Source organism: Cohnella abietis (genome assembly GCF_004295585.1).
GTDB classification, from domain to species: domain Bacteria; phylum Bacillota; class Bacilli; order Paenibacillales; family Paenibacillaceae; genus Cohnella; species Cohnella abietis.
The window spans coordinates 6475771-6501324 of the sequence record NZ_AP019400.1; the positions used below are offsets into that span (position 1 = coordinate 6475771).

At 43.8% G+C, this 25554-nt stretch carries 17 protein-coding genes; 2 read left to right on the forward strand and 15 right to left on the reverse strand.

Going from position 1 to position 25554, the window contains the following annotated elements:
- Positions 1-173: 173 nt before the first annotated feature.
- Entirely contained in the window at positions 174-662 is a 489-nt protein-coding gene (locus KCTCHS21_RS28440) for a hypothetical protein (RefSeq protein ID WP_130615752.1), read from the reverse strand.
- Between the two features lie 186 nt (positions 663-848).
- Between KCTCHS21_RS28440 and pepT the strand changes: the two genes are divergently transcribed.
- Complete coding sequence (pepT, locus tag KCTCHS21_RS28445) at positions 849-2090, forward strand: peptidase T (RefSeq protein WP_130615754.1); 1242 nt, start codon at positions 849-851, stop codon at positions 2088-2090.
- Here the strand turns inward: pepT and KCTCHS21_RS28450 are convergent.
- The 7 genes from KCTCHS21_RS28450 to KCTCHS21_RS28480 all read right to left on the reverse strand — a co-directional run bounded on the left by KCTCHS21_RS28450 (position 2056) and on the right by KCTCHS21_RS28480 (position 16314).
- Positions 2056-2385 carry an MGMT family protein gene (locus KCTCHS21_RS28450; protein ID WP_130615756.1) on the reverse strand — a complete coding sequence of 110 codons (330 nt, stop codon included), beginning with the start codon at positions 2383-2385 and terminating at the stop codon, positions 2056-2058. The two genes, pepT and KCTCHS21_RS28450, sit on opposite strands and share 35 nt — an antisense overlap.
- A 149-nt stretch (positions 2386-2534) precedes the next feature.
- Positions 2535-9233, reverse strand: a complete 6699-nt coding sequence (locus tag KCTCHS21_RS28455; RefSeq protein ID WP_130615758.1) for an S-layer homology domain-containing protein — start codon at positions 9231-9233, stop codon at positions 2535-2537.
- A gap of 128 nt (positions 9234-9361) precedes the next feature.
- Positions 9362-11140, reverse strand: a complete 1779-nt coding sequence (locus tag KCTCHS21_RS28460) for a cache domain-containing sensor histidine kinase (RefSeq protein ID WP_130615760.1) — start codon at positions 11138-11140, stop codon at positions 9362-9364.
- 68 nt (positions 11141-11208) lie between these two features.
- Entirely contained in the window at positions 11209-12042 is an 834-nt protein-coding gene (locus tag KCTCHS21_RS28465; RefSeq protein ID WP_130615762.1) for a carbohydrate ABC transporter permease, read from the reverse strand.
- Positions 12043-12044: 2 nt separating this feature from the next.
- Positions 12045-12923 (reverse strand): carbohydrate ABC transporter permease, encoded by an 879-nt coding sequence (locus KCTCHS21_RS28470; protein ID WP_130615764.1) that lies wholly within the window; start codon positions 12921-12923, stop codon positions 12045-12047.
- 61 nt (positions 12924-12984) lie between these two features.
- A complete protein-coding gene (locus KCTCHS21_RS28475; RefSeq protein ID WP_130615766.1) occupies positions 12985-14307 on the reverse strand; it encodes an ABC transporter substrate-binding protein in 1323 nt (440 codons plus the stop codon).
- A gap of 78 nt (positions 14308-14385) precedes the next feature.
- Positions 14386-16314, reverse strand: a complete 1929-nt coding sequence (locus KCTCHS21_RS28480; protein ID WP_162309396.1) for a glycoside hydrolase family 20 zincin-like fold domain-containing protein — start codon at positions 16312-16314, stop codon at positions 14386-14388.
- A 197-nt stretch (positions 16315-16511) separates the two neighbouring features.
- On the opposite strand from KCTCHS21_RS28480, the gene KCTCHS21_RS28485 reads away from it, so the two are divergent.
- Positions 16512-17261, forward strand: a complete 750-nt coding sequence (locus KCTCHS21_RS28485) for a response regulator transcription factor (protein WP_130615770.1) — start codon at positions 16512-16514, stop codon at positions 17259-17261.
- Between the two features lie 12 nt (positions 17262-17273).
- Here KCTCHS21_RS28485 and nagA read toward each other — a convergent pair whose 3' ends face one another.
- The 7 genes from nagA to KCTCHS21_RS28520 form a co-directional block, all read right to left on the reverse strand.
- Entirely contained in the window at positions 17274-18446 is a 1173-nt protein-coding gene (gene nagA / locus KCTCHS21_RS28490) for an N-acetylglucosamine-6-phosphate deacetylase (protein ID WP_157994146.1), read from the reverse strand.
- Between the two features lie 254 nt (positions 18447-18700).
- Entirely contained in the window at positions 18701-19018 is a 318-nt protein-coding gene (locus KCTCHS21_RS28495) for a hypothetical protein (RefSeq protein ID WP_130615774.1), read from the reverse strand.
- Between the two features lie 346 nt (positions 19019-19364).
- Positions 19365-20432 (reverse strand): hypothetical protein, encoded by a 1068-nt coding sequence (locus KCTCHS21_RS28500; RefSeq protein WP_130615777.1) that lies wholly within the window; start codon positions 20430-20432, stop codon positions 19365-19367.
- 218 nt (positions 20433-20650) lie between these two features.
- A complete protein-coding gene (locus KCTCHS21_RS28505; RefSeq protein WP_130616749.1) occupies positions 20651-21580 on the reverse strand; it encodes an MBL fold metallo-hydrolase in 930 nt (309 codons plus the stop codon).
- A 284-nt stretch (positions 21581-21864) separates the two neighbouring features.
- A complete protein-coding gene (locus KCTCHS21_RS28510; RefSeq protein WP_130615779.1) occupies positions 21865-23121 on the reverse strand; it encodes a TolB family protein in 1257 nt (418 codons plus the stop codon).
- A 179-nt stretch (positions 23122-23300) separates the two neighbouring features.
- Positions 23301-24218 carry a polysaccharide deacetylase family protein gene (locus KCTCHS21_RS28515; protein ID WP_130615781.1) on the reverse strand — a complete coding sequence of 306 codons (918 nt, stop codon included), beginning with the start codon at positions 24216-24218 and terminating at the stop codon, positions 23301-23303.
- Positions 24208-25494 (reverse strand): MFS transporter, encoded by a 1287-nt coding sequence (locus KCTCHS21_RS28520; protein WP_130615783.1) that lies wholly within the window; start codon positions 25492-25494, stop codon positions 24208-24210. Before KCTCHS21_RS28520 ends, KCTCHS21_RS28515 begins: the two co-directional genes overlap by 11 nt.
- Between the last annotated feature and the right edge of the window lie 60 nt (positions 25495-25554).

The window sequence follows — 25554 nt, forward strand, 5'->3', positions numbered from 1 at the left end:
AAATGGTTAATTTTGAGCAAACGTTCTCTCACTTAATAATAAAATATAGCTAGTTGTTTGTCAACATATATGACATATAATTTATAAAAAGCGTGTTTTCAGTGTGTGACCCTATAATAAAGTAACATAATCGTGCTGCCGAACCGTCTAGATTCATAACAAAACCTCACAAATCAGTAACTAACCTTACACGAGAAGCCGAGAGGAATAATTTCCGACAGGTACCTATTGATGAGCTCCTTTTCAATTTCAGTCAGAATAGTTGTCGTATACACGTTAAAATGAAGGGTCCCCGTATTCATATCAAGTCTGCTGAAAGTCATCCCTCCACTCGCGAGCATCGTATTAATAACGGCTACAATACCGTACTGATCCAAATCTCTTTGCATGGCTGTTTGTACAATCTTCTCGGGTAGCTCATACACCTGGGGCACGCTATCGGCTTGAATCATCGAATACGCTTTGATTTGAAAGCAAACATAGGAAGGCAAATAACCAGAAACAAACTGCTTCAAGGCAGCGACATCCTGCTCGGGCAGCTGTAAATCATTATTCCAGACGTACAGTGTCGCCTTGTTCTTTCCATTAGTATGGGCCCTCACATATCTCAGCTGAGGATTATATTTCTTAATGAGATATTCAGACAATAATCGCGTTCCCATCGCTATTTCCTCCCGCTATCCGAATAGGGTCCTAGATTAGCTGTGTGACTCCATGTTTGCGCTTACATGATATTGTATTTCCTTGAAGCCAGAAATAGTATGAATTCCCTTAACCCAATGGCGGATCTCAGCATTTCATACTCTCTCCGAACTTTGGTAAAATAGCTTCAAGGAGCTGATCGCACAATGAAGGATGAAATTATAGCCAGATTTAAGACGTATGTTCAAGTGGACACCCAGTCCGATGAGAGCAACAAGACTTGTCCGACTACTGAGGGTCAATTAACGCTTGGGAAAATGTTAGTTGAAGAGCTAAAGCAAATTGGAATGGAGGATGTTACGGTCGATGCCAATGGATACGTCATGGCTACACTGCCTGCTAACACCGATAAGAACATTCCCACAATTGGGTTCCTCGCGCATCTCGATACAGCAACCGACTTCACGGGCAAAGATGTAAAGCCTCAAATCGTAGACAGCTACGACGGCAAGGATATCATCCTTAACGAAGCTCAGAATATCGTGCTGTCGCCACAGGATTTCCCAGAGCTCTCCAGCTACATTGGGCAAACTTTAATTACAACTGATGGAACGACACTACTAGGTGCAGACGACAAAGCAGGCATGACTGAAATCATGACCGCAATGGCTTACTTGATTCAGCATCCTGAAATTAAACACGGCCGCGTCAGAGTCGCTTTCACTCCGGATGAGGAAATCGGGAGAGGGCCTCATCGGTTCGATGTAGCTGCTTTTAATGCTAGCTATGCTTACACAATGGACGGCGGACCGCTTGGCGAGCTGCAATATGAGAGCTTCAACGCTGCTGTTGCTCGGATTACTTGCACAGGAAAGATCGTTCATCCAGGGACGGCCAAGGGTAAAATGGTAAACTCCGCGAAGATCGCGATGGAGATTAATAATCGGCTGCCTGCGGAAGAAGCACCGGAATATACAGAGGGCTATGAGGGCTTCTATCACCTCATCTCGATTCAGGGGGACGTTGAAGAAACCAAGCTTCATTACATCATTCGGGATTTCGATAAGGAACGTTTTGACGGGAGAAAGGCAGAGCTGCAAGAAATCGTGAAGGAATTACAGGAGACATACGGAGAGCAACGGATATTACTTGAAATTAAGGATCAGTACCTCAACATGCGGGAGAAAATAGAGCCCGTTAAAGAAATCGTAGATATCGCCCATCAAGCGATGGTGAACCTAGGCATTGATCCCATCATCCGTCCGATTCGCGGTGGCACCGATGGCTCTCAGCTGAGCTACATGGGATTGCCTACTCCGAATATTTTCACAGGTGGAGAGAACTACCATGGGCGATACGAATACGTCTCAGTAGATACGATGATTAAGGCTACTAACGTGATCATTGAGATTATTAAGCTTTTTGAGCAGAAGTCGGCGGCGGAGTAAAACGGTAAATATCGAGGTCTATGCGACCGCCTAAGCCAATCTCGACGTGCTCATTTTCCAAATAGAGAGCTTGCATATATCGCCCTTCACCTTCTTGAATGGCAATTTCCCCTTTAGCATTAACAACTCTATGCCAAGGCAGGTCATGCTTCGCGCTCAGCGAATGTAGAATTCTAACGACCTGCCTGGCCCCTCTTGGGCTCCCCGCACATTCCGCGATTTGCCCATACGTCATCACACGTCCTTCTGGTATGCTTTTAATAATCTGAACGACTCGTTCTGTAAATGGCTGCATTCGTCTAACCTTCCTCTTCTCGTAGATAGACTTGGTATGCCCATTCTAGCACATTTCCCTGCACTAACCACTAGTCCCCTTTCACATAATAGAATAGCAAAAGCTGCTAACATCAATCGTCAGCAGCCTTTGCATCTTTCATTTATCGCTTACTTCAGCAAGTTCCAGATAGCCTGCGCTGTCTCTGCGCGAGTCACCTTGTCTGAAGGGCTGAAGTAGCCTGCTTTTTTGCCATTCATGAGCCCGGATTGAATCGCTTTGTTAACAGCTTCAGTTGCCCAGCCGGAAACATTGCCGCGATCTTGATAACTGTTTAGTCCGTCGTTATCCGAAGTCAGCTCATGCTTCGCATATTCGGATGCCCGAACGAGTAATGTAGCCATCTGCTCACGGGTGATCTGCGCATTAGGCGTAAACTTATCATCTGCTACACCTTGGATCAACCCTGCGGCATAGGCCGTACGAACCGCTTCAGCATACCATGCATCGGATACGATATCCTTAAATGGGGCCGTTTCCTTCACTGCTTTCAAATTGAACGCACGGACGAGCATCGCCGTAAACTCAGCCCTCGTTGTAAGTCCGTCTGGCTTGAAGCTGTTTCCGTCCACTCCCGAAACCACATACTTAGCCGCAAGTGTTTTGATTGCATGGGATGCCCAATGGGTGATTGGCAAATCCGCGAATTGCTTGTCGTACTCCATGACCGCGTATTTACTGAAATGATGGAGCTCCGTAGAGATGATTCCTTTGGAGGCATCTAGTATTCCTCCGACATACTCCCAGCTGAGGTTTGTTTCATTGTAATAATAAATTCCGATTAGATCTTTATTCTGCGAGGTTTGGTACGAAAGCTCAATGTGAACAGCATCCGTGAAAGAAGCCAATCGCGTCTGTTTGCCTTTATTGTTGACTGCGTAAAGCTCTAATTCATATACGGTTCCCCCAGATTTCAGCGAGGAATCACCAGTAGCTGTCGTTACAGTTGCCGATACGACCTTCACAATGATCGATGTCGCATCCAGCGCTTCCTTCACCGCTTGCTCTTGCAACGCCTTCAGTACGCTGGATGGAATGACTATAGTTGCTTGACCCGCTTGAACAATTAAATCATGATTTTGAAGCCATTCAGCTACGTTCATCGGCAGAGACAGCGATTCCTTGCCTGATTGGAGCGGAATCGTTCCGTTGCCTTCTTTTAGCTGCGATTCAGTTACTTTCTGCATTGTCGGGCTTTCTGGATTTGACGTCACAACACTGCTGCTATTGTTATTATCGTTAGGGCCAGCTTCTGTTGAAGAAGCTGCTATAGCTAGTGTCGGCTGACTAACCGCAGGCGTTCCCGCCAATCCGTGGTTGTCCACTGGAGTCACTTCAAACTTGATATGTTTACCTTGATCCACTGCAATTGGAGAATAAGATGCACTTGTTGCGCCCACTATCGCGGAATAGGCCCCATCCAACGTGCTGCTAATAAGCCAACGGTAAGTCGAAGCCCCTTCCGTATCTCCTTCATCGGGATCACTAAATGTATGCGTTCCTGTTAACGCTGAGCCCACTTGTGCCGCACCTGTGATGCTTGCCGTTGCAGTTGGTGCATGATTTGTACCGCTACCATTGCCGCCCCCAGCCGCAACGACCCGAATAGGAGTCTCTTTTAGTAGAATTTGATCTCCGCTAGACTTATCCGTAACGTTAACTGTAAGGATATAGGTCCCCTGCTCTTCAATCGACAATATTACGTCTCTCGTCAGCAGCTCTGTGCCCGCGGGAACGAGCCATTCGAATGTTCCTCCATCTACATTAGTTGTCGCATCGCCCTTCACCGCATACTGTACTATTAACATACGCTCACCCGACGTAGCGTTTCTCGCCGTCAAGGTTAAAGCCTTGTTATCTGTCGTAGCGAACTCCGACCCCGATACTGCCGCACGAGCAATGACCTTGTCTTCCAATAGAACGACATCGTCCACCCATAAGGTAGTCCCTGCACGAACGATCACCTTCAATGCTGTTGTGCCAGCAGCGAAGTCTCCAAGGTCCTTGAATACGAATTTCTTCCATTCTGTACTCCCGCCAATAGACAACGCCCCGGAGTCTCCGACATAAAGACCGAGCTCAGCTCCGTGTTCATCCAGCTGCATAATTTCAACACTTGCTCCGTTTGGTGCTGTTGCCATATCTTTCGTCCATAACGACAGGACATAGCGCTTCGCTGAATCGATGGATATCGAATCGCTTCCCGTGTAGGCATCGCCACCACTTGGTGTCAGCTTAACGCTAAAATCTCCACCATGCTTAATGCTCGCATCCAGCGTAGTCCTTTGGCTAGTTACCCATGGTCCAAGCTCAAAACCGCCATTGCTTATCAAGCTAACAGGCTCAGGTTTTACTGCACCCCCATAACCGTAAGTAAACGATATTTCGCCAAGCTGAGGTGACCAGGATACTTCGTTGTCATCTCGGAAGAGCACTTTCAAATAATTCGTCCCTAACGGAAGAGTATCATTAGACACATTGATGTTGGTCCAGCCGTTAGGCGTAAGACTCTTCACTTCCTTGATCTCCAGCTTCGTCCATGTGGAGTTATCTGGAGATCCATAAAAATCAACCTTCATCGCACTCGATTGGGAATAAAATTTCGCCAAAAAGCTGTTCATATTGCGTACATGGTAAATTAAATACTCATTCGTGTTGGACATTCGGGCAATCCGGCTTGTGTCTCCATTCGCAATAACTGGATTCGAGGAATCCAGACCGAAATGACTCGATTTCTCAAAAATACCATCCATATTATCAAGGGTATCCTTGTAGATTAAGCTGTTGCCGGATACTACGACATCATCGATCCACGCTTTACCTGTCGTCCCTGCCTTCGTTCGAACGATAAATCTAATTCCCGGAGCAAGTGTAGTCATATCATGGATTGAATACTCTGTCCAAGCTGTTGTTCCGCCAACGGCTATCGTTTGGCTTCCCGTATCAAGCAGTCCAAGATCATTGCCATATTCATCAACCTGCATGATTTCGACTTTGACTCCATGCTCGTCAGAGATCCCCTCCGTTTTCAGCCAAAGCGAGGTCGAATAGCTTTTCCCTATTTGCACATCCACAACAGAACTGGACATGATACTAGCATTACTGCCTGCAATCAATTTAGCGCTTTGTCTACCGCTGTGTTTCACTTCAGCATCTAATTCGGCGCCGGATTGGACAGCCCATAGACCTGTTTCAAAGCCGCTCTTCTCAATCAGGCTCTCCGGTTCCGACTCCTCATGACCGTATTTGATCATTACTTCACCGATTTGCGGTGACCAGCTATTGTCATTTGTCTCACGGATGACAGCCTTCATAAAGTTCGTATTCCGAGGGATATTCTGAGCAACCTTCGTTACAGAAAACCAGCCCCAATCGGTATCTTCTTTATTCCTATCAAGGACGCTCACGTGGGTCCAGGTTACATTATCAGAGGAGGCATAGAAATCAATGTCAGCTTTAGTTGCCGTATAAGCCTTTAACGAAAACTCAGAGATTAATGGCTTGTTATAGACGAAATATTGGTCTGAATTCTCAAATCTCGCAAGACGACTCGTATCTCCGCCAGCTATGTTCGGACTACCTCCCTCCAAACCAAGCAGGGCAGAATTCGCATATAAGCCGCTCATATCATTAAAATAATCAATGTAAGTTTGAATAAACTCGCTATCTAGTAGCACCACATCATCTATCCATACTGTTCCTGTAATATTAGCCTGCACCCGAACAATAACCCTCAGACTTGTCGCAGCAGTTTCAACCGAATCAATCTTGAATTCTGTCCAGTTATGAGTACCTCCCGTTTGGATTAAACCATTGCTTTTGGAATAAATACCGATGTCGCGACCAGCTTCATCTACCTGCATAAGCTCAACCTTCACCCCATCGGGGGAAGATATCCCTTCAGTTTTTAATCGTACAGAAAACGAATGCTTCTTGCCTGCGCCAATGGCTGCCAGTGCACTCTCCACATAGGGTCCCTGTCCCGTAGCTGTCAGCCTCGCACTTTTCTTACCTGTAGCCCTTACCTCTGTATCAATCTCGGCATCTTTATGACTCGGCCAAATACCGGCTTCAAACCCATTGTTGTCCACCAAACTGTCCTTCTCATTTACTTCATACCCGTAGTTAATCGTTACTTTCCCAATCTGAGGTGTCCAGCTATTCAAATTGGTCCCCTTAAGCACGATTTTTAAATAATCTATTCCCTGCGGCACCTTGCTGGAAGACAAGGTAAACCCATACCAACCATATTGCGTGTCTGTACGCTCGCTTTTTTGAACGGTTACCGGTAACCAGCTCTTGTTATCGGAAGAGCCTAGAATTTCAACATCATCGGTTGAATCGGAGTATAATTGGACCTCAAAGCTCCGAATATTAGGCTTGTTGTAAACAATAAATTGATCCGTACCTGCTGTTCTGGCAAGACGCCCCGCATCTCCGCCTGTGTTACCCGGATTAGAGCTATCCAGACCCACAAATTCAGAATGTCCAAATATGAGATTCATATTATCCAATGAGTCAACGAAGGTTTCAAGCGCATACTGATCTGTCAGTAGATCAAGCACTGCTTTCCTAGCTGCCAAGATAGCTTCCGACTCTCGGTTATATTTCGTTCCACTGGAAATGATCGAACCTGCGATCTTCTGAGCAAACTCGCCTTTGCCATCTTTCTCAAGCAATTTAAGTAGCTCATAATCCTGAATGCCCTCTAATTGCACTTCACTTCTCATTGAGCTCATTACATCTAGGTTTTCTTTGTCTGGATAGATTAACCATGCATCTCCAGGACTGCCATAGTCCGACTCATGAAGAACATCGTCTTCTCCTGTTATTTCTATTTCGGATAACTGTAATCGATAATCCGTACACTGATTACCACTGCACCCAAGCTTGGTTGCCTTCACACGCACATATTGCGTCATAATTCCAGGTAGATTATACGTCGTATTAGCACTATTATAGGTAGTCTTCTCTGGCTTTGGAAAATCCACCTCTGTCACTTGAGCGATCCAGCTAGAGGTAGCAGAATCATACGTCTCGATTGTAAAATCGACAGGAAAACCATACCCGAAGTTCCCCTCGTCAATTCTCGGCATTATCGCAACCTTACGGATCTTCTGTTCATTACCGAGATTAATCGTAATATATTCTTCTGCATTCGCGGTTTCATTGGACTTGCTGCTCCAGCCCAAATTTCTTACGTCCGCCGTAACGACACCATCTGTAGCTCTTGAAGGAGCCCAATAATCCCAGCCCGTTTCACTACTAACTTCAACGCTTTTACCGATAGAGATCGGTTCTGGCGACCAGATGTTAAAGCCATAATGGAGATACCCCGTCATTCCATTCTTGAAGGTGTACCAGTGGGGAAGCAATGTTTTCGTTAAATGCATATCGTAAAGCCTGTTTAAGTATTTACCTTGAGGATAATTGCAAATGTACAGCCACAATTCCTTACCTAATCGTTGCATTTCCTTATGAAAGCTCTGATTAAGATCGAATACATCCTGTTTCACTACGAATATATCTAGACCGGCCGCGCTCTGCTCCTGCCTGATGACCTGTGCATCCGTTGTCTTCATGCCATGCGTGGCTCCGTTCGAATCTTGAGCGGTTCCCAAGGTATGGATCTTCTCATACACCCAATTGTTATCGGAGTTGTCCTGATTAGTCTTCGGTTCATCTCCCCCGCTTTGGATGAAGGTATCCAGCCACCCCTTCTCTTGTAAATGCTCTGCGAGTGCAGGCAAGTATTTCGCTAGCCATGCTTCTGCTTTCGGATCGTCAATGGTTACATTATCTTGTGTGATGACGCCGTTCTTGTTCTCCAATATAGACAGCAAATACCGGTCGTCGACGTTCTTACCCAACAATAAACTTACACCGTGCAAATAGTGTCCTGATCCCTTGTCCTTAAACATCTGAACAAACCTGTCAAAATCAGTCCAGTCGAACACAATATTTCCTTCCGTATCAATGCTTGAATCCTTTTGTAAAAAGGCGATCGGACTGAGCCATAACACATTATTCCGATGGTCAGCCATGTAAGCTGCCATTCTATCCATAAGTGTCCACCACTCAGCACTCCACTGAACAATTCCGTACTGATAATCGATTGCAGCTACTCCATGAGGAGCCCATCCGGCTGAGACCAGCCAGTTATCCACCATATATTCCGTATTCCTAAGCTCAGGCACTGAGACATCATGTACCCGCAAGTGAACATCAACTGCATACTGTTCTTGATTGGCATTAATGTGAACCGTTCCATAATAATCACCTGCAGGTGCGTCACTCGGAACGAATACCTTATACCAGAAAGGCTGGGTCGTGTTCGCAGGCAATTCCGCTAGCTGGGAAGTGGGGAGAAGGGGATCAGGATACAGCATGGAGCTTGCATCTGGTGGATATAAAATTTCTCCCGGATCTACTTCCGGAGAATGACGCCGTAGCTTGAGATATTCGATAAGATTAATAGAAACGTTGGAAAGTGTGAAGTTATTTGGCCCGACTAAGCCGGACGGGGTTACTTGAATATCAGACAACAGATGATCAGAGCGGATGACGATCTGTCCGGAGCGATATTCGTTTTTCGCTGCAATAATTTCTAAATTTTGCGAGGCATTCGGGTTAACTAATGTGCTTTGAAACACCTTCGTTAACGAATCACTGGTCCACACTTGAGTCGAGGCGGACGTTGACGTGACGTTCTCTTCTCCGGAAGCGGCATAAACCCCATTAATGGATGCGCTTCCAAAAGATGATAATAACAAGACGAATACGAGAATGCTGCATAGGCTTTTTTGCATTCATAACCCTCCATTTGTTGATTATTTACGGTTGCGCAATAATCGTAACAGGTTGCAGGAGGGTTATCATTCCCTAAACTTTTGATTAAGTATGATATCTTTTGAATTAATAACTTATTAAAACCCTGTCATAGTGCTATAGGATCAGTAACAGGATATCTGATCTTGACCACGACTCCATCGTTCACATTGTTGACTTCAACGCCATAAGCTTCTCCAAACTCTAGAGCCATCCTTTTACTCGTATTCACAATTCCGATCCCTGTCGAGCTACCAGCCAAATTTTCATTAACATTCTGAAACATCCGCTTTGGATTATGCTTAATTTGTTTTTTAATTAAGGCTAGACGGTCAGGCGGAATTCCGCCCCCATTGTCGGATACGATTACGGTCAGTGTATTCTGATCATCTATTGCAGCTGATATTTGTATATGAAGAAAATCCTTATTCCTAGCGTGTACTAGAATGTTTTCCACGAACGGCTGGATAGACATCTTCATAATTTGCAAATGTAAGAGCTCTTTGGGGATAGCAATCTCGGATTGGATATGCGGAAATCTTTCACGGAACAAACCGAGATAATCCTCAAGATAGCTCATCTCCTTATCCAGCGCTACCCATTTTTCATTATTATAGATCGTATATCTTAGCGTGTTCCCTAGCTTATTCAGCATCTCGCTGCATTGATAATCATTGTTCAGCACTGCCGTCATACTAATCATTTCAAGTGAGTTGTATAGAAAATGAGGATTCATTTGCCCTTGCAGCGCGGATAATGCCGCCTCTTTTTCTCTTATTTCCATTTCATAATTATCTCGAATTGTGATTTTCAGATTGTGCACCATTTTATTAAAGGAGTTACACATGAGTCCAATTTCATCTGTCGCATTGGTATCTATTTTGACATCCAGATTTCCTTTGTCCACTTCCCGGAAGGATAGAATAAGTCGTTTAACTGGACTTGTAATATATCGAGAAAACACAAAAGCCCCCACCACGAACAGAAGCAAAAACCCACCAAAAAGCATGTACACATCATTTCTGATTTTGATGACATTGCTGGCCACTTCCTTGTAGGGAAAAACATTAAGAACCTTCCAATTTTTGTTGGAAGATTCACTACTAACCGCAATATATTTCTGTTTATCTAGCTTAAATGAGGTTATACCGTCTTTCATATTAGCCTCATTTGCGTTAACTTCCTTAAGCATTTCATGGGCTTGTTGATCAACCTTCTGAGGGATTGGGTAGATCATTTCTCCAGAATAATTGGTTAACATCGTTTGACTACCACTTGTATATCGAACCATATCCAAGCTTTTTTCAAATGCTTTAACATTAAGGTCGATACATATAACACCCCAGGTACGATGGTCGTAATCTCGAATGACACTAATAAGTGATATAACATGTGGCACCGTGTTACTGCGTTGTATCAATATTTCTTGTTCATGGGTAGGAAGTATGATTTGATCTTCCTTTGACAATCTTAATTGCTCTTTCCATTGATCTAAATAAAACGCGTAATCAGACTTTAAGGCGCCTAGCTTTTGCTGATGAAATATGGTGTTATTGTTAGTTGCAATATATATACCTTCTACATTTGAATTAGACTTAAATATATCGATCATATACTCATCAAGTCTAAGCTGGTCGAAAATATCAGGGTAGGCTCCACGAACAGAATCGCTATAGGTTTTTAGAATAGATAGCAAGTTATCATTATATTTAAGATAATTCACGGCAGACTTCGCCTCTGACATAATGAAATCCATATTCACTAGTATTTGATTACTCGTTTGCTGGCTGTCTTCAATCACTGTTTTTTCCATCAGCTTCAGATAGTGATTAGAGAAAAAAGTGGCAGACACTACAACGGGTATAAATACTAATAGTACATAAGACATGATGATCTTAACCCGGATGGAAAGCGCCCTTATGTACCTGATAGCTATCTATCCCCTCTACTATTTTTCTAGCCTTTAATAGAACCAGCCGTCATACCATTTACTATATATTTTTGGGCCGCAACATAGAAGAGGAGTACCGGAGTAACCGAGATCAATACCCCTGCCATCAGTACGCTCCAATTAGCCGAAAACATCCCTTTAAAGCTCATAATGCCAACAGTAATTGTTTTTTTCTCATAGGTTGTAATAAATAGATTCGGGATAAAAAAATCATTCCAGATGGCAACGCCCTGTAGAATCGCCAAGGTCGCAATAGCAGGCATAACAAGCGGCGTAAGTAAGAGATAGAGCCGAAATTTAGAGGCTCCGTCAACAATAGCAGCTTCATCTATTTCTTTTGGAATGGTTCTCATGAATCCTACAATAAGAAAGATTCCAAAGGGGATGGCAGAATTAATATAAAGCAAATCCAGTCCAAGATGAGTGTCGAACAACCCTATTCCCTTAATGATTTTAATTAAAGGAATCATACTTAGCTGGAAGGGTAAAAAGATACCCATAAAAAACAAAAGATACAGTCCTCTTTTTCCGGCGAACTGCATCCTAGACAGCGAAAAGCTTGCCAGCGTAACAATGAGCAGAATAAAAATAAGACTTACCGCTGTAATCATAAGGCTATTGGAGAACATCAGATGTAGCTTTGCTTTTGTCCAGACAAGTGAGTAATTCTCAAAGTGAAAGGACGTTAGCATCCCCCCAACCGAGTCTAGATAAAGCTCCTGCTGCGTCTTTAATGACGTAACCACGATTAAATAAAAAGGGTAAATGACGATAAGACTAGCAAAACCTAGAATGAAATAGATAACAATGTTGTTCGTATTCTTCCTTAACTTCTCCATCACTAGCTAATCTCCTTCTGCTCAGTCGATTTCAATTGGATAAAAGCTATCACAAGAAGAATTAAAAATAATACGATCGAAACCGCGGAACCGTAACCCATTCTATTCGATCGGAACGCCTCTGCAAACAGCCTCGTCATGATGACCTCCGTCGAATATCCCGGTCCCCCTCCTGTAAGAATGTATACCATGTCAAAAGTGCGCAGCGTCCCATTCGTTGTAAGAATGGTAACTAAGCCTAAGGTCGGAAGCAGCATCGGCAATGTGACTCTTGTAAAGGTTTGCCTCTGATTGGCTCCATCTACTGTACATGCTTCATAGAGATCTCGGGGAATGGTCTGCAAGGCCGCTAAAAAAATGACCATATTGAAGCCAAAGGATTTCCATATATCCACAGATATAATGGTCAGCAAGGCTGAGTTGGGATCACCAAGCCAGTTGTGCGAAAATTGCTCTAGCCCTAAAGAAATTAATATTTTATTGATATCCCCAACCTGCGGATCCAATAAATACCCCCACACGAAGCTTACCGCTGCGGAGCTAATGATAACCGGAGCAAAGAAAACAGACCGAAAAAAACGTTTTCCTCTGATTTTCGAGTTTAGTAATATCGCAAATAGCAGTGCTATTCCATTGCCGACAATGATTTGTAAAGCAAGCCAAATAATATTGTTATTGATAGCTTGCAGCATACTGCTGTCTTGGGTGAATAAATATTTATAATTACTCCAACCTACAAACTTAGTCATAGATGCCGGAAGGATACCATCGTAATTCGTAAAGCTATAATAGAAAGTCATTAGCGATGGATAAATCGTGAGCAAGAGATAGACGATGAGCGCCGGAAGAATAAATAGATAGGGTCCGGTTTTCTTCAGCATGACAATTCCACCTTAGTGTAAAAATAAGTAGGGAAGGGGGTATCCCTCCCTACTTATTTCATTATTTCAATTCAATTGCTCTTTTATTTGCTTTATCCATGGCTTCAACAATATAGCTTGCAGGAAGATTCTTGGCATATGCCTCTTGCATCGACTTAAACATCGTATCCTGTACGCCTGCATTCCATGAGTCCGCATCAGCTCCGTACAGCTTTCTGTTCAGAAGTGAGCCCAATATGTCATTAGCAATCGGATCGATATTGGATACATCAATTCCTTCGTATACCGGCAGCCATTTAATCTCATTTACGAACTCACTGTAGTTTTCTTGTTTAAACAACCAATCGATGTATTTTTTTGCTGCTTCTCTGTTCTTTCCACCAGTGGCGTACAAGCCCATGTCGACTCCGCCCCAGCCAATCTTCATATCTTCCGGGTTGTCTGAAGTAGGGAACTCCATGAAACCAATCTCGAACTGTGGATTAATCTCTCTTATTTCATTCGCGAAGAAGATAGCGCCTGGATACATAGCTGCTTTTCCTTGTGCGAATTCTGCTTTGGATTGGTCGTAGTTCAAGCCAAGCGCATCCTTGCTGAAATACCCTTTATCCTTGAACAGCAGAAATTTTTCGAAAGCTTCGTTTAATTTTGTATCCGCAAATTTGATCTCACCAGCTGCAATTTTCTTATAAGCTGTAGGATCCTTATCCTGAATCGACGCTTTAGTTAGCTGAAAGAAGAAGAACTGAGTTAACCATGCTTCCTTAACAGATATTCCGAACGGCGTGTATCCTGCATTCTTCAGAGCTTCAGATACGGCCAATAGTTCAGACCATGTCTTAGGAATTTCCAATTTCAATTTCGCGAAAATATCCTTGTTATAAATAATTCCACTGCCATCAATGGAAGCAGGTATGCCATAAACATTGCCGTCATATTTCATCTGGTCAAAGCTTATATTGTCTAGCTTCTTAGTAATCTCCAGATCGTTAAGAGGCGCAACATAGCCCGCTTTCACGAATGATTCCAAATCGTTAGTGTACACGGAGAAAATATCCGGTCCTTCTCCCGAAGCCAATCTAGCCTTGTAAATTTGGCTGTATTGATTGGAATCCATCGGCTCATTAATAACGGTAATGTTCGGGAATTCCTTATGGAACTTCTCGTTCATTGCGTCCCATGCCTTCTGGTTAGCTCCAGAGCCCTGCCAAGTCATCATCGTCAACGTAATTGGCTTCTCTGTTTCTTCCTTGGAAGGTGAACTGTTAGATGCAGTGGCTTCACTTGAACCTGTAGACGGTGAAGCTTTCTCCGAGTTATTGCTTGAGCAAGCAGTCATAAGAGTTAAAACCATTGCCATAATCAAAATTAAACTTTTCTTCAATTAAAACCCTCCTCTATTTAATCTGTTCTCGCCTCTTAATTATGTGGGAATGGTAAAGCGCTGTCATTGCACCATTCTTTAGAAATGGTTTGTGTTTTCTAGCAAAGGCGTTTCCGCCTTATTGTCTTTTAGTAAGGAAATATGGCTCTCATATTGGCCTCTTAATCTCTCCAGCTTAGACAGACTCTCTGTAAGCCCAGCCATTCGATTTCTTTTGATCCACAGCAATTTGTGAGTATGAATAAGCTCTGATAGCTGCCCCTTGGCCTGTTCAAGCTCAACAATAAGCTTCTTACTTGATGATTGACAAGCCTTTAGCAAGAGCTTGACTCTCCCCAGCTTAATCGCATGACGGAGAAATAGTAGCGCATGCCCGAACTCTTCTGCTATCAGCTCAGAATCACTACAAGTCATTCGACTCCGATTCAAACCATTACGCTCCAGCTTATCGATATACTGCTCAATCTCGCGGAAATTGTTCTCGCTCATGCTATATAGAGCATCCATATCTAGCAGATCGGCGTACAGTATTTTTAAGAGCAACGTATTATTATGGACAAGCTCGCTTTCAAGCAAATAATAGTCTCCCAAATTCAAGACAAAATCGCCCATTTTCTTATTCTCATCCTTGAAAATAAAGCGATCCAAATAACCCGCAACGTCCGCTTCCTTATTTTCCACCGGACCCCAGCTGACTGCTGCTCCATAAACAAGTCCTGGGTAGCATACGGGAAGGTTCTGCCAATGCCCGTTATCTCCGAATTCGCTAATCAGTAGACCTACTGATCCATATTCCAAACCATATTCAGCTGCCTTCAGCAGATTGGTCTTCATATTTGAGGTGCGACCCGCGATGGAATTCCACCCGCTACAGCCTGGCATCATAATAAAAGGAATATTAGCTTTACCGAACAGCTCGCACTCCTTCTCAAACGGATGATCCCTTTCATATCCCCATTCTAAGATGACAATATCTTTAGGTAACAGTGGAATGAAGCTCTCATATTTAAGAATGATATCATTGGCCAGCATCATCGTCTTGCCTCTAGCCTTCAGTAATTCATACATTTTCAGCACATAGTCTAAATAGACCTGTCCTACTCCAACCTTATCGCAATGCTCTTTACTCTTCCCAAGGCCCAACTCGAAGGTTTCATCGCAGCATGCATTAAAATAAACAGATGAAAAATGCGGTGCAAGCTCGTCTATTAGCTTTGTGAAAAATGAGGTTGTCCCTTCGTCTAATGGATTAAACGTATTCGGCTTTTGGTATCCCCATGGCGCTGTAAACCCATCAGGACATTCCGCCAGATGATTAAATGCTTCCTTCGTCAACCAGCCTTCCTGATGTCCGAACGTATTTAGCATCGGGGCCAGCTCTATACATCTATCCTCGCAATACATATCCAGCTTCATTATTTCTTCAGCTGTTAAAGTCGAAGTGTCACGTGAATGCTCCACGAACGACGGCCATGAAAAGGTAACTCCTTCAAAATAGAGCTGCAAATGATTGAGCTTTAACTCTGCCATCATATCCACAAAATGATATAGAGTTGTGAGAGTTGGCATTTTATTTCTGCTTACGTCCAGCATAAAGCCTCGGATCGGAAAACTGGGTTCATCATGAATTGTTAGACACGGAATCTCTTTACTCTGCTGGATGATTTGCTTTAATGTACTGACAGCATAGAAGGCCCCTGCCTTACTGCCGTATTCGATTCGTATACCTGTCGGGGTAATCGTTAGCTTATATTCTTCTTTCGCTAAGCCGTTGTCTCGCTCGAACCTTATTTTTTTAATAAACTCCGTTGGAAAATGTGGATTAATAACATGAACGCTTAAATGAAAATTCGTGGACTTGAATATACACTGCTGGAGATTTTGGGCGATATCAAATAGCTCCACCTTATCCTCCTGCTCAATGACGATATAATCGCCTGAGCTTAGTTTACAGCTTCCCTTGGTCTCCATACATGATTTAGGCTGTGGAAGCAAAAAAACACTCATGTGATCCCTCCATTGCAGTTGTTTGTACCATCGTAATCTCATTTTCAGCCTTCTTCATTACCCCATTCTTTGGATTTCGTTTGAGATTCTCAGCTATTTTTTTAGATTTCTTCCGCTTTCTTTAGGTATGATCAGAACATAGCGCTATCCTTTGTGAAATCTGATATAATTCGGTTCATTGAAGGAGGCAGACGAATATGGATATTCTTGTGGTTGAAGATGAAAAATTAATCAGAGATGGAATTATCAGCATAATCACAAGCAAAATCAATTTCGTAACGAATATTTTTTCTGCCGATAGCGGCTTAGCTGGTATAGATATTGCAAATCATAAACGCCCTCACTTAATCATTACCGATATCAGGATGCCAGATATGACGGGGCTTGAGATGGCTCGATTAATTCAGGAAATGTCTATCGATACTAGCTTCGTAGTTGTAAGCGGTTACAGTGATTTCCAATACACGCAGCAGGCTGTCCAAAACAACAGCATAAAGGATTATCTGCTCAAACCGATTTACTGGGCGGATTTGGTCAAAGCGGTTACTAAGGTTCACCAAGAAACGCACACCAAAGATCCCGTGGCTCTCGATAATAATGAAATCGACAGCAGCGGAATCTCAGAAACTCGGAATATCATTAAACGTGCCAAACAATTTATCCGAGCCAACTATAATAAAGAAATTAGTCTTCAGATGGTTGGAGATTATCTTTACTTAAACCCTTCCTACTTCAGCATGTTATTCAAAAATCAATCCGGAGAAAACTTTCTGGATTACCTTACGAGAATCCGCATAGAGAATGCTAAACGATTGCTTGTGGAGACGAATCTCAAAATATATAAAATATCCGAGATGGTCGGTTACAAAAGTGAGAAGCATTTTATAACAGTCTTTAAGAAAAACATGGGATATTCTCCAAACCAACATCGCCAGTATGGGAAGTGAAGGAAGCAAGTTCTATTGGTGCGGCTTTGTGAACTTCACTTTTCCTTCTACAACGGTCAGCAATACTTCAAAATCGTCTGTAATCGCAATAAAATCAGCATCCTTACCTACCTCTATCGTTCCTTTGCGATGACCGAGCCCAATAACATTTGCTGGATTCCGGCTAGCAAGATGCACGGCTTGGTCCAGAGGGACATCGCAAAGCTTAACAACATTTTCGACAGCCCGGATCATACTTAAAGTACTTCCAGCCAGATTCCCTTCCTTGGTTCTAGCAATTCCCCGGTTTACATTAATAGTTAAGCCTCCCGAAGCATAATCCCCGTCTGGCAAATTACCTGCCCGGATACAATCGGTAATAAGAACTGTTTTATCTAAGCCTTTGGCCGCCAGAACCAGCCTGATTGTCGCCGGATGCAGATGTATTCCGTCAGCGATAACTTCCGTTGATACCCGACTGTCCGTTAGAAGAGCACCAACGAGCCCCGGTTCTCGATGATGCAGAGCATTCATCCCGTTAAACAGGTGAGTACCATGGGATACCCCGGCTTCGAACGCTTTAATTGCGTCCTCATAAGAACAACAAGAATGTCCAGCAGAAACGGTTACCCCGCTGCTCCTCGCCGTTGTAATTATTTGATTGTCCGGGTCCATTTCCGGTGCAAGTGTAATAAGCTTGAAATCCTCTTCAAGTAAGCGAATATAGCCCATGAGCTCCTCATGATCTGGAGTGCGGATACAATCTGGGTTTTGGGCGCCTTTTTGCTTAATATTAATAAAAGGCCCTTCGAGATGAACACCTAGCAGGCTTGCCCCCTCCGTCCCCCGCGTCTTGCACTCTTTGGCTGCGTGGATCGCTGTCAGGATGTCCTCATGCTCCGCAGTAACTGTCGTCGCCAGAAAACCCGTAGTTCCCGTTGAAGCCAGATAGGTCGATATACCGTTTAATGATTCGTATGTTCCATCCATCACATCATAGCCATCTCCTCCATGAATATGAATATCAATAAACCCTGGTGAAATGATTCCATCAGTAAGCTCAATCGTTTGAAAGCCGCTCTCCGCAGGAGCTTCCCTTAATATCGCTTCTATTTTCCCGTCAACGACAACAATTGCTCCACCATCGATGACTTCAGTTGGGGTTATGATTTGCTTCCCTTTGTATATGGTTTTGGTTTTCCCCACGTTCTGACCTCCCAGTCTGACTACAGCCTCATTACAACAGAATAACTCACGACTAATCCATTTCCCATGACTCAATATTCACCTTTCTTCCTGTTTCTATTGGATTTTTGCAGTTTCGATGGGTTCTGGGTTCCGATCTAGCACTTGTTTGTTCAGTTGCGAGAGAATTTGAAAAAACGTATGAAAAAGAAGAAAAAACCTTGAAAGGCACGAAGCCAATCAAGGTTAAAAACAACATGATGTGTCAGACCTCTTTAATTGCTTTTTGCAGGTCGATTTGGTTCATGAACATCTTTAACTATTTTATAGACTTCATTTGGATCTATAGTATAGTATTCATCGTTGAATAGTGCTTCCCATAGCCAGACAAAAAAGTCACGAGCATTTTTAGGAGGATCAAAAGGAGGAAGGCAAGAATCAAATAATCGTTCAAGGTCTAATTCCGATCTTGATAAATAATAGCTTAATGCTAGCTTTGCTTTACTCTTATTTTCTTTGCTCAAACTTTGAAAATACTCCACAAATAATTCATTAATTATAATTTTGTATTGAGTTTCGTCTGAAAAGTCCACAAGTCTGTATTTCTCGACAACTTCATCGTCATCTCCTCGGCCTGTTATTGGACTTAGCAAATCGAGTAAAAATAAGGGTTTACGATCTTCAACTTGTTCACTTCTCTTTTAATCATTTTATTGGGGTTAAAGAAGGGACATTATATAATTGTTCATTTCAATAACATACAGTTACGTGTGTTGTACGAAATAAATTCTCTTCCTCCCTTTTAAATCCTCTTCCCCGATAATCTCCCTTCGCTAAATGTATAAGATTGGTTGTTTGCTGACCAATATCGGTTATTTTTCATTCTTTTACTGTCATGAAAAATGTCCCTTATGAGTGGTATTTCTTTTCAACACACAGTTATTTCTTAATATTCATTCCGAAATCACTACCATATTGCAGGGTTACGTCCCAAACCTGCTTCGTAACAGTTCCATCCTTTTGGTATTGGATTTGCTTAGGTAACTTTAGAGAAACAACATAATTACCCGGCTGAATAGATCCGTTTTTATCACTTAGATACCAAGGGATGCTGATCTCAAATTGTTCCCGAGGAGCGAGCTTTCCAGTAAGTGGAGGAAGTTTGTATTCGTAGACGATTGGGTTAATCGAGTCGATAGAATTGCCTTTGTATACAGTCAGTGAGAGAGGGACTTTATCAACTTCGATTGATGCGTCACTCGTATTCATCAGCGTAAAGTTGAAAGGTAAAACGGGTCGCTCCGCAATAGAATATACGTCACCGCTTGGCGGAACAAGCATACCGTAAAATGGTTTGGTTATTCCCGATTGATTAAGATCCTGCTTCGAATTAAGCTTTACGTTCTCGATATTTTGAACGGAGGCCCTAAACGTTGCATCTGAACCGGCATAAGAAAGGAGTGTTTTAAACAACCTAATTTCTCCAAGCTTGGGTGGATTGATGTTTTCGTTATCGATATAGACGAATTCCGATTTGCCTCGGATAGAACCATCCGGTCCTATGGCTTCAAGAACAATTTGCTTCCCACTAATGTCTTGATTTATTTTAACCGTTCCACCGGTGACCTTAATCGATCCACTGTCTCTAGAATCGATGTTAAGGTTGCCAAGTGTTACAGAACCATCTTTGCTTTTGAGGTTAAGTCCAGCGAGAGTCGTGGGGCCGAAGACCTCAATTTGATTAAGATTACCGTTTTCTTTGGTTGCAGGTTGAAAGTTAACAATCGATCCCGTCGCTTCGGTAAAAGATCGAAGCGGGATAAACGTCTGATTCTTATAACTAATGACTGTCATCCCGGTCGAGGTGCTTAGCTCCTTGACCTGACTGCCATTATGAATGGTAATCTTACTTGGGAAGAGTACCCCCTGAATAGCATTCGAGGCGATAGCAGCTGTCGAGAAGCAAAGTGTAATACCACATAAGAGTCCAATCCAGAATTTATTCATTACCACCACTCCTTTTTTCTTTTATTTACCAACTATACCGAAATTATCACCAAAAGTTTCGATGGTCATTTTATAGGTAATAAGCTCGATACGGTTCTTTAGCCCTGACACACATTTCCTTCTAAAAGAACCCCGCGAGCAGGCTTCTACTGAAAGCTTGTTCGCGGGGTTCCGAGGGTAATATTATGTTTAATGATGCTGCGAGTGAAACCCGATCTCTACCGCCACCAAGCGGTAGTTGGAAACTCAGCGGCACCGATGGTGACAGTCTGTCCAATTCTAGGGGTGGCTATAGCTACATTGTTCGCTTTAGCAGCTTTAGTGGAACGTTCCGCAGGGTCCGTCCAATCGTGTAACGCCAGCGTAAAAGCACCCCAATGGATGGGAATCATCAGCTTTCCTTTTACATCTTGATGCGCTTGAACCGTTTCCTCTGGAAGCATGTGAATCGCGGCCCATTTCTCATCGTACTGTCCGCACTCCATTAAGGTGAGGTCGAAGGGGCCGTACTTGCTTCCAATCTGCTCGAAGTGTGGTCCATAGCCGCTATCGCCGCTGAAAAATACCTTCGCTTGTTTCCCCATAATGACCCAAGAGCACCAAAGCGTAGAATTCCGGTCCCCCACGCTTCTCCCCGAGAAGTGACGCGCTGGTGCACTGGCAAGAGACAGCCCTTCGAAATCAAATTCATCCCACCAATCATGCTCCGTGATAATGGCTGGGTCCACGCCCCATCTCTCTAGATGAGCTGCGACACCAAGTGGGACGATAAAACGTTTCACCTTGTGCATCAGCTTCTTGATGGAACCATAGTCCAGATGATCATAATGGTCGTGGGAAAAGATGACCGCGTCAATGGACGGGAGCTGTTCGATCTCTATGGGCAAGCTTTCACTGAACCTTTTACCCCCAAATACCGGAAAAGGCGAAGGCCTTTTACCTAGCATCGGGTCTAGAAAAATAGTTTTACCATCCAACCGCAGTAGAATCGCAGAGTGACCAAACCATGTAACAGAGGGCAATCCCCCGTTCGGAATGCCCACCGGCAAAAGTGGCACGGCTTTGATCGGCGAGGATGGCTTCCCCTTAGGGTTACCTTTTACAAAATCCACAAGGAGTTTGACTGTTGATCGGAAGTTCATATTCATGCTGGTGGGAATTTGATTAACGAACTTGTTGTTGGAGCGATTAGTAGACTTGCTGATTAACTGTCTGCTTGTCTGCGATGCTTTGCCTCCGAGAACAGGATAGAATCTCAGTACAAGCAATCCAATTAGGATTATCCCTAATACGATTATTAGTGCTATTAGCAAGGTAGTTTCCTCTTCTCACAGCTTAATCTGTCATGATAGCCATTATAACATTTTAAGCCATGAGACAACGACATCCGCTGTTCAGAAGGGATAGGATTACTATCCGGTTACCTAATCTGCTACGAGTAGAAGCTAAGCACATCGCTCCATCTCCATTGCTCAAAGAAGTTCGATCCAAGATCAATATTCGTAATCCATACAGAGGGATGCTTCCCACTTCGACCAGATACTAACACGCTTGCTTTGCTTCTGTCGGACCGAACCCACGTAAGCTGCTCAACTTGGCGGATATATTCCGGATTAAAATCACCGAACCGCTTAGGCGGCTGCGTTAGTGGTTTATCTTGCGGACCCTGCAGTCTAACCTCAACTAAGGTAGGCAACGGCAATTTCGCTGAACTGCCAAGCTCCTTACGTTCTAATGCTCGAGAAACAACGATGTGCTGCTGACCTTCCCAAGTAAAGCTTTGATCGACATATCCTTTAGGAGTATAGATGACTGGCTTGCCCACTTGAGCCTCTACTACCTTAAGCTGCTTGTTGCTTGTAGCCTCTCTCCCAACTCCACCGATATAAGCAAGCTTATCCGCACGATCAGACCATTTGAACCACTCACTATCATTAAGCATTTGATCCACCTTCGTAAAAGCAGTTCCATCCGCACCCAATAGGCATAAGGTATTGCCGTCAGCTGACAAAGATGCGGTAGGGGTCGCTAAGAATGCAATCCATCGTCCTGTTGGAGAAAACTTGAACACACTGGTTCCAACGGCAAAGAAATCATCAGACATTTGTGGGAGTACAAACAATGTTTTAGTATGCGCCGCCTTCTCTTGTTCATTTTTCTTTAACGATATTTCGAGAATTTGGACAGGTGTCCATCCATTTGGCAGCAGCTGCGCAGTGGTTGAGGCAATAAACCCGCTCCCATTAGGTAGCCATGAGAAGTTATTAATTCCTTCCGCCACTTTCGTTTGCATATCCAGCTTATCTGGTTTCACCCAAACTAGCTTCTGCTCGCTTAGGAAGGCAAGGTGATTACGATACGGGGACCATTGATAATTGTCTCCTCCAGTTGGCGATACAAGATGGCTTTGCCCAGTAGGAACGTGCCATAATCTAAGCTCCCGCCCTTCTTGTCCTTTCGTGTAGGCAATCCACTCCCCATCAAACGACCATTTTGGCTTTCTGATGGTTTGCTCTCCTTTAGTCAGCTGCGTCTCCGTTCCACCAGCCTTGATCCAGAGATCACCACCTCTTACGAATGCCGCTTTAAGTGCCGGCTCTGGGGTAGCAGCAAGTGCCTCGGCTTTTCCTAGCCAGATAATAAGGGTCATCGCCGTCAAAATTAAGCTGATTTTTCTACTTATAGTCATGTTCTGTCTCCTCTAAAGGTTAGTTTCAAGCGCGTCGTTGTCTAATCGTTCTACGTTTTCCTCCAGTTGGAAAAATTATGCGAATATGGACGACATTCACCCACAATTCCGCACAAAAAACCCGCATGAGCTCCCACACCACAAGGTCGGTAGTCTCTACGGGTTTGTATGACAACATTTTATTTTCTTAATAGCTCACGTACTAGCGTTACAGCGGAACCAACCCTAGACGCTCGACCATGCTTGCTGATGTAGGTGTAGTCAGTTAAGTTTACTCCTGCATCCTTAATCGCATAAGCAAAATCGTCGTCAAGCATGAGCCTGTACTCCCACACCCGCTTCTGCCAATGAGGTACCTCCTCCAGCATACGAGCATCCTCCACTGCAGGATGAATATAAGTTTCACTAATTCCTTCCGGAAGATCGTACATTTTCTCAACCATTGATTGTTTGAAGGTCTCATAGGTCTCGCCCTCCAGAACATGGAATGGATGAGACAGTAAATAGTCGGGGATCGCCACTCCGAATACTCCGGCAAGCGACGATGCCTTAGCAACTATCCGTTCAACTCCTGGTATGGTGGCTAGGAGAGGGTCTGACGGGTGCACCTTGCGAAATAAGCGGAATGGCAGCTTCCATCTCGCACACTGTCTTATCGCCTGAGGAATGTGGCTTCTTCCTGTAGCCATACCGTATAAGCTCCCCATATGATTATCCACATGGGTAAGTGGAATATTGAACCTTTGTGCTGCCTCGTACTGAGCGTTTATTTCCTTCATCACAGCTCCAGTATCGGCGCTACGCTCGAACTCTTCTACCGTCTTATGCATATAACCACTCTCATCGTGCAAAGAATGATCGCCAGTCAGGCTCTTCCACCTAATCGCGTCGAACTCACTTGTCAGCGTTAGATGTAAGCCGATATTGGCTTGCCCTCTACGCTTGCACCACTCTGCCGCTTCCTCAAAACCCGGAGCTGGTGCCATAATGGTCGCCGAGGAAACCTTGCGTTCCTCCAGTAAATGCATAATCGCTTTATTCATAGGCGGGCTTTGACCAAAATCGTCGCAGTTAATAATGAGATGCTTAGGACTCATGCTCAGGCTTCCTTTCTATTTTCACGAAAAACGAAATAATAATGGAAATGACAAGCAGACCAAATGGAACAACACTAATCAAATAGCGGAAAGTAGATTCAGGATCTGGTCCTGGCTTATCGCCGCTTTCATATCCGAAAAATATTCCAACAATAAGGAAGGCAAGCGCAGAAATCAGTCCACTCGAACGGGTAATGAACCCACTAACAGCAGTATAGACACCTTCACGTCTGCTGCCCGTTTTAGCGTAATCCTGATCAATAATAATTCCGTTGACGATTGGTGGGGTCACGAGGAATCCTGCCAATCCAAAGCCTACCAGCACACCTGCAATAATACCGCTTAACAGTGTCGTACCGAACCATAACGGAATAACAGATAACGCATAAGCAATGAACGACAATCTCCAGCCTTTTACGGGATCCATTTTACGAATTAGCCAGAACCAGACAGCAACGAGCGGAATAACAGAAACGAAAATCGAAGCCAGCAAAATGGCATTCTGAGCCTCTGGGATTCTGAGCACATATTTAGCGTAAAAGGGAATCATTGAGCTGAGCAAGCCGTTAACCGTCTGGGCGAATGAGTTCGCGATGTTAACTAGCCAGAAGGTTTTGTTCCTAAAGGTTTCACGGAAAGCCTCCTTGAAGCCCAGCTGTGGACCCAATGCTGCTTCTTTATCTTCCTGCACGTTTTTTAAGAACAGTAGCATGAACCCAGCGAACACTAGCGCGTAGAGAATCGACATATTGCTGAAGCCCATGGCATCGAACAATAGGGGTGTAAGGGCCGTTCCTATAAGCAACGCGACAATTTGAAAGCCCTGCTGAATAGCTGAAGCTCTAGCACGCACGCGGTCTCCCTTGAACAGCTCTGGAAAAAGAGCCCCGTAGTTGACCCAAATGACGGTAGCTACCGCTTCATATAACACTAGTGCGATCAGAAACCACGTAAAGAGCCCCATCTCTGACAAACCTTTAGGTGGAGAAAATACCATAATAAATGTGAGCATGAATAGCGGAATTGCCCCGAAAATCCACGGACGTCTGCGACCGTATTTGGATTTGGTTCTATCGGACCAATAGCCGAATAAAGGCTGGTTAACCGCATCCCAGATGAGAAAAATAGTACGCGCCAATGTTGCGAGTCCGATACTAAGGCCCAGCTTATCTACGTAATAATAGCTGTAGAAGGAGCTAAACGCCTGGCTCGGTATCATCATTGCCAGCATACCAAAAGCATACATCATCGGGGAATTCAGATACTTCTGTCTCATAGTGCACCCTCCGCCATGTTTCACAATGTAAACGCATCCATGAATTATTATATTCTCTCT